Genomic DNA, 13,338 nt, shown 5'->3' on the forward strand with positions numbered 1-13,338 from the left:
ATTGCCCGCATTACGCGGGCAGTCTTGAATCGAATTATGCAGTCAGACGCGCGGCGTCTTGTGCAATCACCAGCTCTTCGTTGGTTGGGATAACCAGAGCGGCGCGAGTGCCTTCTTTGTTGATCGCCCCGGATTTACCGAAACGGGCAGCCAGGTTACGTTCGTGATCCACTTCAAAGCCCAGCAGGCCTAATTTAGCCAGAGACAATTCGCGAACCATTGCGGCGTTTTCGCCGATACCGCCGGTGAATACGACGGCGTCCAGGCGGCCTTCCATCAGTGAAGTGTACGCACCGATGTATTTCGCCAGGCGGTGGCAGAAGACGTCCATGGCACGTCTGGCATCAGCTTTAGTGGTGTAGTTGTCTTCAACATAACGGCAGTCGCTGGTGACTTCAGTCAGGCCCAGCAGACCCGATTCTTTAGTCAGCATTTTGTTGATTTGATCAACGCTCATGCCCAGAGAATCGTGCAGGTGGAAGATAATTGCCGGGTCGATGTCACCGCTGCGGGTACCCATCACCAGACCTTCCAGCGGGGTCAGCCCCATGGAAGTATCCACACATTTACCGTTACGGATGGCACTGACAGAACCGCCGTTACCCAGGTGGCAAGTGATCAGATTCACTTCTTCCACGGGTTTGTTCAGCATTTTTGCGGCTTCCTGAGTCACGTAGAAGTGACTGGTGCCGTGTGCGCCATAACGACGGACATGGTGATCTTTATACAGGCTGTACGGCAGGGCGTAGAGGTATGATTCTTCTGGCATTGTCTGATGGAAAGCGGTGTCGAAAACGGCAACGTTTTTATCAGCCAGTTTAGGGAAAGATTTCAGTGCTTCATCAATACCGATCAGGTGAGCCGGGTTATGCAGCGGCGCAAACGGGATAGACTCTTTGATACCCTCGATGACAGCGTCGTTGATCAGCATTGATTTGGTCAGCTTCTCGCCGCCATGAACGATGCGGTGGCCGATTGCAACCAGTTCTGCGGACAGCTCAGGTTTTTTGCTCAGAATGTTATTAACGATGAATTTCAACGCTTCACTGTGTGCGGCGCCCGCACCTAAAGCGGCTTCTTCTTTGCCACCGTCCATTTTCCATTTAATGCGCGCTTCTGGCAGATGGAAACATTCGGCTAAACCTGAAATGTGTTCTTCGCCATTTGCAGCATCAATGATGGCAAACTTTAGGGAAGAACTACCACAGTTAAGAACCAGTACAAGCTTACTCGACATGGAAGTACCTATTTATTGTTGGTGCTGTTTAAAAAAAACAATACACGTGGTTAATAAATCGTCAGTCTGACATCAAGCGTAGCGCATAATGGCGGCGACAATTATGATTAACATCATGCCAGAGAGCCAAAACAGGCATGACGATGAAAAAGCTGAAGAATTGCCGGGCTTTGGTTTTTTTAAGCGTCCGGATGACAGAAATAAAGCGGTTTACTGCACCGCATATTTCGGTTTACGTATCTTCAGGGTGTTACTAATCAGCAAAAACACTAACAAAAAATACAATAATTAATTACAAATCCTCTCAGACCGAGGCACTATGGTTATTATGGGGGCGAAAGATTGCAATTCACCGCGTTTGCCCCAAGTTTATATTGATCTCGTTGCCTGAGAGGGTTGCGAGGCTGCGATAGAATACCGACAGGTGCCAGCAAAAACAAAATATATTTTATCGTGATAAACTCCAGTTTGTGTTTTACAACTATTTTTTAAATTTTACACGTGAAGTTGAGGTGCAAAGATGACGAGTAAGCCAACAGGCTCGGTAGGCTGGTTCCAGGTATTCCAGCGCGGGCAGCACTATATGAAGACATGGCCGTCAGATAAGCGCCTGGCTCCGATGTTTCCGGAGAACCGGATTTCTACTGCTACACGCTTCGCGGTACGCATCATGCCACCGGTTGCGGTCTTTACCCTGACGTGGCAAATCGCGCTCGGCGGACAACTCGGGCTGGCCGTCGCCACGGCAATTTTTGCCTGTAGCTTGCCGATGCAGGGACTGTGGTGGCTGGGTCGCCGTTCTCTGACGCCACTGCCGCCGGGATTACTCGGCTGGTTCCACGATGTACGCAATAAACTCACTGAATCCGGACTGGCGCTGGCGCCAGTTGAAGGCACGCCGACGTATCAGTCACTGGCTGACGTCCTTAAGCGCGCGTTCAAACAGCTGGACAAAACCTTTTTAGACGATCTGTAAGCCTGATTTCCCCGCTTACTGCGTCTGTCATCATCTATAGTCTTTCATAAGTCGCATTTCACCGGGGGAAAGTCTCCCCTGGTGATTATTTCAGATGAGATCCCGACCCAAATCAAAGAATGGTGTGCTTGCGATTTCGCAGAACTTTGCGCTATGCCATGCTTTGCTCATTATGCAGACATGAGGATTTTCACGATGGAAATGACGAACGCTCAACGCCTGATTTTGTCCAATCAATACAAGATGATGACCATGCTGGATCCCGATAACGCAGAACGCTATCGCCGGTTACAAACAGTGATCGAACGGGGTTTTGGTTTGCAAATGCGCGAGCTGGACAGAGATTTCGGCGAATTGCCGGAAGAAACCTGTCGCACAGTCATTAACATTATGGAAATGCATCATGCGATGCAGGTGTCGTGGACCAATTTGAAAGACACGCAAGACTTGGATCGCCGCCGAATTGATTTTCTGGGTTTTGATGCCGCAACGGAATCCCGTTATTTAAGCTATGTCCGCTTTATGGTGAACACCGAAGGACGTTACACTGATTTTGATGCAGGCACTCATGGGTTTAACTCGCAGACCAAAATGTGGGATAAATACCAGCGTATGTTGGCGGTCTGGCAGTCGTGCCCGCGTCAGTATCACCTGAGCGCGGTAGAGATCGCGCAAATTATCAATGCCTGATGTAAACACTTAAAGGAGTCGCCTGTGCTTTGTAAGGGTTTTTTGTTCGACCTTGATGGAACGTTAGTTGATTCATTACCTGCCGTTGAGCGTGCCTGGGTGAGCTGGGCGCTTAGCTGGGGTGTCAGCCCGCAGGATGTACTGGCGTTTATTCACGGTAAGCAGGCGATCACTTCTTTGCGTCATTTTATGGCGGGTGAAAGTGAAGAAACGATTCAAAAAGAGTTTCTCAAGCTGGAACAAATTGAAGCCACGGACACCGAGGGTGTCGCCGCTCTCCCGGGCGCACATTTGTTGTTAAGCGAACTCAATCGCCAGAATATTCCCTGGGCGATTGTGACTTCCGGATCAATGCCTGTTGCCAGTGCGCGCCATAAAGCGGCGCATTTGCCTGAACCCGAAGTGTTTATCACTGCTGAACAGGTCAAACACGGCAAGCCACAACCCGATGCCTACTTGCTGGGGGCAGAACGTTTAGGTCTGGCCCCGGAAGATTGTGTGGTGGTTGAAGATGCTGCAGCCGGCGTGATGGCCGGGCTGGCGGCGGGCTGCAAAGTCATTGCCGTCAATGCGCCAGACGATACACCCGGGATTGAAAATGTCGATTTCGATCTGACTACGCTCGAAATTCTGCTGGTCAGCAGTTCCGACGAAGGTGTGAAAGTCAGCCTGCGTTAAGGACAGAAAAAATACAATTTCCCTGTATAAATTGATATAAACCTCGCCTGTGCGGGGTTTTTTTATGCCATTCTCATACCCAGTCATACATCAAACTGTCTCAGCGTTGGCTGCGTTACCCGGCCCATCCATGGGCCTCGCCCCTGAACGAGTCGCTGCAAGCAGCATACCAGTCTGCTCCCGGCAGATTAGTCCCGAACCCCGGTCACTTACTCATGTAAGCCCCGGAGATTCCCGCAGTTGCCGCCTTGATACAATTTGAATTATTTAGGGTATATAGCTATTTATCCTCCTCTCTCAACGCAAATGGAGTGTGTTTTGACCGGTGAATTGCTTTGGGTAGTCACGTTACTGGTTATTGCTATGGTGCTGTTCGCGCGCAATACGCTGCGAATGGATATTGTGGCATTGCTGGTGATTATTTCTTTCGTCCTGAGCGGCACGCTGACCATCAATGAAGCGCTGGCCGGATTCAGTGACCCGAACGTCATTTTGATCGCGGCGCTATTTGTCGTCGGGCACGGGCTGGTCAGAACCGGTGTGGCGTATCAGGTCGGTGACTGGCTGATGAAGGTGGCGGGCAACAGTGAAACGCGGATGCTGGTTTTGCTGATGCTCACGGTTGCCGGTCTCGGTGCTTTTATGAGTTCCACCGGCGTAGTCGCGATCTTCATTCCTGTCGTGATCAGCGTTTCGGCGCGAATGAAAACCTCTCCCGCACGACTGATGATGCCACTGAGTTTCGCCGGGCTTATTAGTGGCATGATGACGCTGGTCGCCACACCGCCGAACATGGTGGTCAACAGCGAACTGTTGCGTGAAGGATTCGACGGTTTTGGTTTCTTCGGCGTCACCCCTGTCGGGCTCGTGGTGCTGATAATGGGTATCGGATACATGTTGATCGCCCGTCGCTGGCTGTCATCAGAAGATGCGTCACGAGGCCAGCAGCGCTGGAAGCGGCGAACGTTCCGGGATTTGATCCGCGATTATCACCTGACCGGCCGGGCGCGTCGCGTCACTATCCGTCCGGGTTCGCCTCTGGTCGGGCGTACACTTGATGATGTGCATCTGCGTTCCCGCTACGGCGCGAACGTGGTGGGCATTGAACGCTGGCGTAAATTTCGCCGCGTGATGGTCAGCGCAACGGGGAATACCGAACTGTTTGCGCGCGATGTGTTACTGCTTGATATGTCAGATCCAGACATCTCCATCAGGCAATTTTGCACTGACGAAATGCTCGAGCCTATGGTGCTACGCGGCGAGTATTTCTCTGAGCAATCGCGGGATGTCGGGATGGCCGAAGTCTCGCTGATCCCGGATTCGGAGCTCCTGGGTAAAACGTTGCGTGCCGTCGCCTTCCGTTCGACCTACGGGCTGAATGTCGTCGGGATCCGCCGTCAGGGTGAAGCACTGGACGGAAAACTGGTGGATGAAGAATTACAGCTCGGCGATATGCTACTGGTCATTGGCGACTGGAAGCTGATCCGCCAGCTTCAGCAACAAATGCATGATTTCATTGTGCTTAATCTTCCTGCCGAAGTGGACGAGGTCGCGCCAGCCCTGAGTCAGGCACCGCATGCATTGTTTTGTCTGGCGCTGATGGTTGCGCTGATGCTGACCGATGATGTGCCTAATGCTATCGCCGCCATTATCGCCTGCATGCTGATGGGTAAATTCCGCTGTATCACGATGGAAGGGGCCTACAAAGCCATTCACTGGCCCAGTTTGCTGCTGATAGTCGGGATGATGCCTTTTGCGCTGGCGCTGCAAAAAACCGGCGGTGTGGCGCTGATTGTGAAGGGGTTAATGGAGGTAAGCGGCGGCTATGGGCCATATATGATGCTGCTGAGTTTATTCATTCTCTGTGCAGGTATCGGGCTGTTTATTTCCAATACGGCGACTGCGGTTTTGATGGCACCGATTGCTATCGCAGCAGCACACCAGATGGGGGTATCGCCATACCCGTTCACCATGATTATCGCTATTGCGGCTTCTGCCGCCTTTATGACACCGGTGTCTTCACCGGTAAACACGCTGGTTATGGTGCCGGGTAACTATAAATTTGGCGATTTCCTGCGCATCGGTGTGCCGTTCACTCTGCTGGTGATGCTGGTCAGCGTTTTTCTGGTGCCGGTGCTGTTCCCGTTTTGACCTTAAGATCAGAGCGGGGAATCCAGGCTGATTTCATCCAATGACAGACTGAAGCTCGGAATGAACACTTCCATAAAGTAGTCCATTTCCGGGCTTTTTCTGTCTGCCAGCGTTTTCTCCAGACGGGCTTTCGCCAGTGTGAATTCGTTATTGCCTGCCGACAATTCCTCCAGACATTTCAGGTAAGCACACAGCGCATCAGCCTGTTTGACGGTCAGTTTTTCTTCTTCAGTGTAATAATGCTCGTCAATCAGCGGTCGGAAATCTTCCTGTAATTCCTTTGGCAGCATTTCAATCAGTTTCTGCTGAGCAATTTTCTCAATCTTTTTGTACTCATGCGCGATTTGCGGATTGTAATACTTGATTGGCGTTGGCATATCACCGGTAATCACTTCGCTGGCATCGTGATACATGGCGAGCAGGGCAACGCGTTCTGCGCTCAGATTGCCGTTAAATTTGCGGTTCTTGATCACGGCTAAAGCATGGGCGACAAAAGCGACTTGCAGACTGTGTTCCGACACGTTTTCGGTGCGGACATTGCGCATCAGCGGCCAGCGGCTGATCAGTTTGAGGCGGGAAAGATGGGCGAAAAAATGGCTCTGGTTCATAGCACTCTCAATAACTACGGTGAATGAGTGACTATTGTGAGCAGTGCGAAACAGTTATGCAAATGCGGAAACTGGCGGGAGAAAGAAAAGGGCGCCATTATCAGCGCCCTTACTGCATTACTGGCGATAGGTTTCGAGGAAACGTCCCAGTTTGTTAACGGCCATTTCCAACTCATCAACGCGTGGCAGCGTCACGATACGCACATGGTCCGGATACGGCCAGTTGAATGCAGAACCCTGAACCAGCAAGACTTTTTGCTGTAACAGCAAATCGAGCACCATTTTCTGATCGTCATGGATGTTAAAACGTTTGGCGTCAATGCGCGGGAACATATACAGCGCCCCTTTAGGTTTCACGCAGGAAACACCCGGGATTTCATTGATCAGTTCCCATGCACGATCACGCTGTTCGACCAGACGTCCGCCCGGCTGAATAAACTCGCTGATACTTTGATAGCCGCCCAGCGCGGTCTGAATGGCATGTTGCATCGGCACGTTGGCACAAAGGCGCATCGAGGCCAGCATTTCCAGACCTTCGATATAACCTTTCGCATGTTTCTTCGGTCCGTTCAGAACCATCCAGCCTTGACGGAAACCCGCCACGCGATAGGTTTTTGACAGACCGTTAAAAGTGACGGTCAGTAAATCCGGTGCCAGTGAAGCGATGGAAATGTGCTGGGCTTCGTCATACAGGATTTTGTCGTAAATTTCGTCGGCAAAAATAATCAGATTATGTTCCCGGGCGATGTCCACAATCTGCATCAGCAATTCTTTGCTGTATACCGCACCGGTCGGGTTGTTCGGGTTGATGATCACAATGCCGCGGGTGCGTGGTGTGATTTTGTCACGAATATCGGCAATGTCCGGGAACCAGTCAGCCCCTTCATCACACAGGTAATGCACCGCATTACCGCCTGATAACGAAACCGCCGCTGTCCACAAGGGGTAATCAGGTGCCGGGACTAACATTTCATCGCCGGTGTTAAGTAATGCCTGCATTGACTGAACAATCAGTTCGGAAACACCGTTGCCGATATAAATATCTTCGACCGTGATGTCGCGCATGTCGCGTGCCTGATAGTGCTGCATGATCGCTTTACGTGCAGAAAACAGACCTTTCGAATCACAATAACCCTGTGCGGTAGGAAGGTTGCGGATAACGTCGACCAGGATTTCATCAGGTGCATCAAAACCGAATGGCGCAGGGTTGCCGATGTTCAGCTTGAGGACTTTATTACCTTCTTCTTCAAGACGTTTTGCTTCTTTGAGCACCGGGCCGCGAATGTCATAACAGACGTTGTCCAGTTTGCGGGATTTTTCAATCGGGGACATGTAAATGAGAGCCTTTTGCAATAAAGCCTGTTCTTCCCTGGTGCGGAGCGACCGTAGAACAGTGCGAAGGGCTCAATTTACTCTCCCGCAGAGGGCATGAAAAGGGCTGTGCACCGTTTTGGTGAAAAACAGCAGTAAAGCGGGCTATGGTGGGTTATTACCTCAAAGTATGAGAAGCTTAATGGTTTATTATGCTGTGTTATTGTTATTTTGTGATTTTATATTTTGCAAATGAGTGCTTTGTGAACAATAAATTCACTGTTTTTGCTGCGTTACCTCTATTCCCGGCGATGTCAGTTTGTTGTCTTTAATGGGGTGAACATCATGAAATCTTACCAAAGCTCGACAAATTCTGAAAAAAGTTCAGGAGGCTTTGTTTTACCGCTGAAAAATTTTAACAGGAATTAGTTTTATTTATCTAATGATTAATAGCGAATGCTGGATGAATGATCATGTTCTAAGTAAAGTCTTAAACGTATTTTCCAGGATTAGATAAATGCTTTCAAAGGATATATTGCAACAGGCGGGCGTAAACAAAATTTGATGAAACAAGAAAAATCTTAATGTTACTTAAACAAAACACCTTGGGCATAAAATGGTTATTAGGGTGACTCAATGAATTTATTGAATTATATTTTTAATAATCACCTTTATTAGTTAATTTAGCTTATGTTTTTCTGACGATGATATTGCCGAAACTTAGCTTTATGGTTGCGGCAAGCGGTACTGTAAGGGATATGGAATGGTTTGCGGGGAAAGGCTATATTAAATAAGAGGTTCTAATCATTCAGCCTTTGTGAGGAATTATTGCGCACAGGTTTAATGACTGAACGCTCACAATGATGAAAACTTTCATGCACAAATATTTCTCAATTTAGGTTATCAAATGAGTGAGTATCCGACATATCTGGTATTCTGCTTTTTGCGGGTACTTTGACGCACCATCAGGGTAGCTTGTTATTAGATTCTATAAAGTGAAGAAAAACTATGACAATTGCAAATCGTCCAATCCTCAATCTCGATCTTGATCTGTTGAGGACATTTGTAGCTGTTGCTGATCTTAATACGTTCGCTGCGGCTGCTGCTGCGGTGTGTCGTACTCAGTCGGCGGTAAGCCAACAAATGCAACGTCTAGAACAACTCGTTGGAAAAGAACTGTTTGCCAGACATGGACGCAATAAATTATTAACTGAACACGGTATTCAGTTATTGGGATACGCACGCAAAATCCTTCGTTTTAATGATGAAGCCTGTACCTCTTTGATGTACAGCAATGTTCAAGGTGGGATAACAATTGGTGCATCAGATGATACTGCTGACACCATTTTACCTTTCCTGCTCAGCCGCGTGACATCCGTATATCCAAAGTTGTCTATTGATGTCCGCGTCAAGCGCAGTCCTTTCATGTTGTCGATGCTCGAAAGTGAAGAAGTGGATTTGGCCATCACTACGATGACAAACACTGATCACCCGCACATCGTATTGCGCACGTCGCCAACACTCTGGTATTGCTCGGCTGATTTTGCATATCCCTCCGGCGACAGTGTTCCGCTGGTGGTGCTCGATGAGCCAAGCCCTTACCGGATGATGGCGATAGAGCACCTCAGTCAGGCAGGTATTCCGTGGCGTATTGCTTATGTCGCGTCGACATTATCGGCAATTCGTGCGGCAGTGCGTGCGGGGCTGGGTGTGACGGCACGTCCCATCGAAATGATGAGTCCGGAGCTGCGTGTTCTGGGTGAACAGGACGGTTTACCACGTTTGCCGGATACGCAGTATGTGTTGTACAAAAATGCCCGTTGTGAAAATGAACTTGCAATGGCGATCTTCAATGCAGTTGAGCAAGGGAATGATCCCTATTCTCTCAGTGCCTATGGTCCTCGTCCGGTAGTGGATGACGATCATGAGTTACTGGCAGACTCTGAAAGTTAAGGTAATCCCCCGGCTTTACCTTCCGCCTCTGTCTAACGAGGCGGGGGTAAAGGCTTCTACCTATTAAGGGGCGGGAAAGTCATTCTTTTAGTGATTTTGTTTAATATCCTTCCTAAAGCCTCTGTTTTTGTTCGTTAGCCTTTCTTCTTCCCAGTAATGACTGCCATCCTTATCACCAATGACTACAGTAAATGGCGTAAAATGCTGACTTTTTTCAGGTTAAAAAAAAGCATCAAATTTTTCCGCAAATCGCTTGTCGTTTTTTGAAAATCAATAAAACTTGTTAAATGTGTGCCTTTTTTTCTATCAAAATTGACAGAACTCTGACATAGATCAAAAAAATAACCCCATTAAGAGAGTGGAAGCGCTGTCTATTCCTGCGACAATAGTAAAGTTTGAAAGATGTCATAACTCCCGTCACAGGCCCATGCTTTATCACAGTATTTAACTGACACGATTTAGCTTAAGTCCCGGCGCATGATATGTTAATTAAATGCTAAGCATGTAAACTAATGTGGAGATACTTTTGTCAAAGTTGACAAAAGGTTATAGAAAAGGGTAAAAAGCCCACAACAAATCACTGGCTTAATCCCTTGTTGAGCCGTGAACTGTGTGGTTTTTAATCCTTCCCTTGAATCGATGTGGTGCGCAAACTGCCGACCTTACAGAGCAGATGCCAAAGTACCACTTTTGATGAGTAAGCAATGAGTATGTCAACAGCCACTGAAGTCATCGCTCAACACTGGGCGTTCGCCGTTTTTCTTGTCGTTGCAGTAGGCCTCTGCTGCCTGATGTTACTGGGCGCCGCGTTCCTTGGCGGGAGAGCCAGAGCACGCTACAAAAACACGCCTTTTGAGTCAGGTATCGCCTCTGTCGGCACTGCCCGGCTACGTCTTTCCGCCAAGTTCTATCTGGTCGCCATGTTCTTCGTCATCTTCGACGTTGAAGCCCTGTATCTCTATGCATGGTCAACGTCTATTCGCGAAAGCGGCTGGACCGGATTCGTGGAAGCTACCATTTTCATTTTGGTACTGCTGGCAGGTTTGTTCTATCTGGTGCGAATTGGCGCACTCGACTGGACACCAACACGTTCGAAAGGACCTGTTAAACCAAGCCCGGCGATTAATACCAACAGTCACCCTCAGTAAGCAGTCAAAGCGAGGCATTAAGATGGACTATACGCTCACCCGCATAGACCCGGACGGTGAGAACGACCGTTACCCCCTGCAGTCTCAGGAGGTCGTCGGCGATCCTCTTCAGGAACAGGTTAAACGCAGCGTCTTCATGGGAAATCTCCAGGAGTCGCTTCACGGAATGGTGAACTGGGGTCGTAAAAACTCCCTTTGGCCCTACAACTTCGGCCTTTCCTGCTGTTATGTCGAAATGGTGACGTCATTCACTGCGGTGCATGACGTTGCGCGTTTTGGTGCAGAAGTTCTGCGTGCTTCACCACGCCAGGCTGACTTTATGGTGGTGGCGGGAACCTGCTTCACCAAAATGGCTCCGGTTATCCAGCGTTTATACGATCAGATGCTGGAACCGAAATGGGTGATTTCGATGGGCGCCTGTGCGAACTCCGGCGGCATGTACGATATTTATTCTGTGGTGCAGGGCGTGGATAAATTCCTGCCTGTCGACGTGTACATCCCGGGATGTCCGCCGCGTCCGGAAGCCTATATGCAGGCTCTGCTGCTGTTGCAGGAGTCCATTGGTAAAGAACGTCGCCCATTGTCATGGGTTGTTGGCGACCAGGGTGTTTACCGCGCGAATATGCAGTCTGAAAAAGAGCGTAAACGTGCTGAGCGTATTGCCGTGACAAATCTGCGTTCGCCGGACGAGATTTAACACTGCGGTCTGAGAGTCAACCCTGAGGGGCGGTGTGTATGAATATCCCCCTTACGGCATAAATGACCATTTAGTGTGGTGAAAAAAATATGACAGATTTGACGACGCAAGATTCCGCCCTGCCAGCATGGCATACCCGTGATCATCTCGATGATCCGGTTATTGGCGAATTGCGTAACCGTTTTGGGCCAGAGGCCTTTACTGTTCAGGCAACCCGCACCGGAATTCCCGTGGTGTGGTTCAAGCGTGAACAGTTACTGGAAGCGATTACCTTTTTACGAAAACAGCCAAAACCTTATGTCATGCTTTTCGATTTGCATGGCTTTGATGAGCGTTTACGTACACACCGCGACGGTTTACCGGCCGCGGATTTTTCCGTTTTCTACCACCTGATCTCCGTCGAGCGTAACCGCGACATCATGATCAAAGTGGCATTGGCAGAAAACGATCTTCATGTTCCGACGATCACCAAAGTGTTCCCGAATGCTAACTGGTACGAGCGCGAAACATGGGAAATGTTCGGTATTACCTTCGACGGTCACCCGCACCTGACGCGCATTATGATGCCGCAGACCTGGGAAGGGCATCCGCTGCGTAAAGACTATCCGGCGCGCGCCACCGAGTTCGATCCTTACGAGCTGACTAAGCAGAAAGAAGAACTCGAGATGGAATCGCTGACCTTCAAGCCTGAAGACTGGGGCATGAAGCGTGGCACCGAAAATGAGGACTTTATGTTCCTCAACCTCGGTCCTAACCATCCGTCTGCGCACGGTGCATTCCGTATCATTTTGCAGCTTGATGGCGAAGAGATTGTCGACTGCGTGCCTGACGTCGGTTACCACCACCGTGGTGCTGAGAAAATGGGCGAGCGCCAGTCCTGGCACAGCTACATTCCTTACACCGACCGTATCGAATACCTCGGCGGTTGTGTAAACGAAATGCCATACGTGCTGGCTGTTGAAAAACTCGCCGGTATCGTAACGCCGGATCGCGTTAACACCATTCGCGTCATGCTGTCCGAATTGTTCCGTATCAACAGCCATCTGCTGTACATCTCTACGTTTATTCAGGACGTGGGCGCGATGACTCCGGTGTTCTTCGCCTTTACCGATCGTCAGAAAATCTACGATCTGGTGGAAGCGATTACCGGTTTCCGTATGCACCCGGCCTGGTTCCGTATTGGTGGCGTAGCGCATGATCTGCCGAAAGGCTGGGATCGTCTCCTGCGTGAGTTCCTTGACTGGATGCCAGCTCGTCTGGATTCCTATGTCAAAGCAGCGCTGAAAAACACCATTCTGATTGGCCGTTCCAAAGGCGTGGCTGCTTACAACGCAGACGACGCACTGGCCTGGGGCACCACCGGTGCTGGCCTGCGCGCAACGGGGATCCCGTTCGATGTGCGTAAATGGCGTCCATACTCTGGCTACGAAAACTTTGACTTTGAAGTGCCGACCGGTGATGGCGTCAGTGACTGTTATTCCCGCGTCATGCTCAAAGTAGAAGAACTGCGTCAGAGCCTGCGTATTCTGGAACAGTGTTACAAAAATATGCCGGAAGGCCCGTTCAAGGCGGATCACCCACTGACCACGCCGCCACCGAAAGAGCGCACACTGCAACACATCGAGACCCTGATCACGCACTTCCTGCAAGTGTCGTGGGGGCCGGTCATGCCTGCGCAAGAATCTTTCCAGATGGTTGAAGCAACGAAAGGGATCAACAGCTACTACCTGACCAGTGACGGCAGCACCATGAGCTACCGTACCCGTGTCCGTACACCAAGCTTCCCGCATTTGCAGCAGATCCCGTCCGTAATCCGTGGCAGCCTGGTATCCGACCTGATCGTGTATCTGGGCAGTATCGACTTTGTAATGTCAGATGTGGACCGCTAA

At 49.8% G+C, this 13,338-nt stretch carries 12 protein-coding genes; 9 read left to right on the top strand and 3 right to left on the bottom strand.

Annotation, left to right across the window (positions count from 1 at the left end):
* Positions 1–34: 34 nt before the first annotated feature.
* Positions 35–1,237, bottom strand: coding sequence for an acetate kinase (gene ackA, locus HGO41_RS01785; RefSeq protein WP_013574580.1), 1,203 nt, complete (start codon positions 1,235–1,237; stop codon positions 35–37).
* Between the two features lie 103 nt (positions 1,238–1,340).
* Here ackA and HGO41_RS01790 point away from each other — a divergent pair, with 103 nt between their 5' ends.
* The 5 genes from HGO41_RS01790 (at position 1,341) to HGO41_RS01810 (ending at position 5,732) form a co-directional block, all read left to right on the top strand.
* On the top strand, positions 1,341–1,529 hold the full coding sequence (locus tag HGO41_RS01790; RefSeq protein ID WP_112151348.1) for a hypothetical protein: 189 nt from the start codon (positions 1,341–1,343) through the stop codon (positions 1,527–1,529).
* A gap of 228 nt (positions 1,530–1,757) precedes the next feature.
* Positions 1,758–2,213 carry a terminus macrodomain insulation protein YfbV gene (gene yfbV / locus HGO41_RS01795; protein WP_013574582.1) on the top strand — a complete coding sequence of 152 codons (456 nt, stop codon included), beginning with the start codon at positions 1,758–1,760 and terminating at the stop codon, positions 2,211–2,213.
* A 195-nt stretch (positions 2,214–2,408) separates the two neighbouring features.
* A complete protein-coding gene (locus tag HGO41_RS01800; RefSeq protein WP_013574583.1) occupies positions 2,409–2,903 on the top strand; it encodes a YfbU family protein in 495 nt (164 codons plus the stop codon).
* 24 nt (positions 2,904–2,927) lie between these two features.
* Entirely contained in the window at positions 2,928–3,581 is a 654-nt protein-coding gene (locus tag HGO41_RS01805) for a sugar phosphatase (protein ID WP_013574584.1), read from the top strand.
* A 318-nt stretch (positions 3,582–3,899) separates the two neighbouring features.
* Entirely contained in the window at positions 3,900–5,732 is a 1,833-nt protein-coding gene (locus tag HGO41_RS01810; RefSeq protein WP_013574585.1) for an SLC13 family permease, read from the top strand.
* A gap of 8 nt (positions 5,733–5,740) precedes the next feature.
* On the opposite strand, the gene yfbR is transcribed toward HGO41_RS01810, so the two are convergent.
* Positions 5,741–6,340: a 5'-deoxynucleotidase gene (gene yfbR / locus HGO41_RS01815; protein ID WP_013574586.1), complete on the bottom strand. Its 600-nt coding sequence runs from the start codon at positions 6,338–6,340 to the stop codon at positions 5,741–5,743.
* Between the two features lie 117 nt (positions 6,341–6,457).
* Positions 6,458–7,672 carry a pyridoxal phosphate-dependent aminotransferase gene (locus HGO41_RS01820; protein ID WP_013574587.1) on the bottom strand — a complete coding sequence of 405 codons (1,215 nt, stop codon included), beginning with the start codon at positions 7,670–7,672 and terminating at the stop codon, positions 6,458–6,460.
* Between the two features lie 987 nt (positions 7,673–8,659).
* Between HGO41_RS01820 and lrhA the strand changes: the two genes are divergently transcribed.
* From lrhA to nuoC, 4 genes are all read left to right on the top strand, one after another.
* Positions 8,660–9,604: a transcriptional regulator LrhA gene (gene lrhA / locus HGO41_RS01825; RefSeq protein ID WP_013574588.1), complete on the top strand. Its 945-nt coding sequence runs from the start codon at positions 8,660–8,662 to the stop codon at positions 9,602–9,604.
* Between the two features lie 704 nt (positions 9,605–10,308).
* Entirely contained in the window at positions 10,309–10,752 is a 444-nt protein-coding gene (locus HGO41_RS01830) for an NADH-quinone oxidoreductase subunit A (protein ID WP_013574589.1), read from the top strand.
* A gap of 22 nt (positions 10,753–10,774) precedes the next feature.
* Positions 10,775–11,449, top strand: coding sequence for a NuoB/complex I 20 kDa subunit family protein (locus tag HGO41_RS01835; protein ID WP_013574590.1), 675 nt, complete (start codon positions 10,775–10,777; stop codon positions 11,447–11,449).
* An 89-nt stretch (positions 11,450–11,538) separates the two neighbouring features.
* The gene (nuoC, locus tag HGO41_RS01840) at positions 11,539–13,338 is read left to right on the top strand and encodes an NADH-quinone oxidoreductase subunit C/D (RefSeq protein ID WP_013574591.1); all 1,800 of its coding nucleotides are present in this window, start codon (positions 11,539–11,541) and stop codon (positions 13,336–13,338) included.

The sequence above is a fragment of the Rahnella sp. CG8 genome (genome assembly GCF_023701875.1).
Lineage (GTDB): Bacteria > Pseudomonadota > Gammaproteobacteria > Enterobacterales > Enterobacteriaceae > Rahnella > Rahnella aceris.

What these genes read in the sequence shown, in the direction of transcription:
- ackA (WP_013574580.1), bottom strand. Translation starts at nt 1,237, where the DNA reads ATGTCGAGTAAGCTTGTACTGGTTCTTAACTGTGGTAGTTCTTCCCTA.
- HGO41_RS01790 (WP_112151348.1), top strand. Translation starts at nt 1,341, where the DNA reads ATGATTAACATCATGCCAGAGAGCCAAAACAGGCATGACGATGAAAAA.
- yfbV (WP_013574582.1), top strand. Translation starts at nt 1,758, where the DNA reads ATGACGAGTAAGCCAACAGGCTCGGTAGGCTGGTTCCAGGTATTCCAG.
- HGO41_RS01800 (WP_013574583.1), top strand. Translation starts at nt 2,409, where the DNA reads ATGGAAATGACGAACGCTCAACGCCTGATTTTGTCCAATCAATACAAG.
- yfbR (WP_013574586.1), bottom strand. Translation starts at nt 6,340, where the DNA reads ATGAACCAGAGCCATTTTTTCGCCCATCTTTCCCGCCTCAAACTGATC.
- HGO41_RS01820 (WP_013574587.1), bottom strand. Translation starts at nt 7,672, where the DNA reads ATGTCCCCGATTGAAAAATCCCGCAAACTGGACAACGTCTGTTATGAC.
- lrhA (WP_013574588.1), top strand. Translation starts at nt 8,660, where the DNA reads ATGACAATTGCAAATCGTCCAATCCTCAATCTCGATCTTGATCTGTTG.
- HGO41_RS01830 (WP_013574589.1), top strand. Translation starts at nt 10,309, where the DNA reads ATGAGTATGTCAACAGCCACTGAAGTCATCGCTCAACACTGGGCGTTC.
- HGO41_RS01835 (WP_013574590.1), top strand. Translation starts at nt 10,775, where the DNA reads ATGGACTATACGCTCACCCGCATAGACCCGGACGGTGAGAACGACCGT.
- nuoC (WP_013574591.1), top strand. Translation starts at nt 11,539, where the DNA reads ATGACAGATTTGACGACGCAAGATTCCGCCCTGCCAGCATGGCATACC.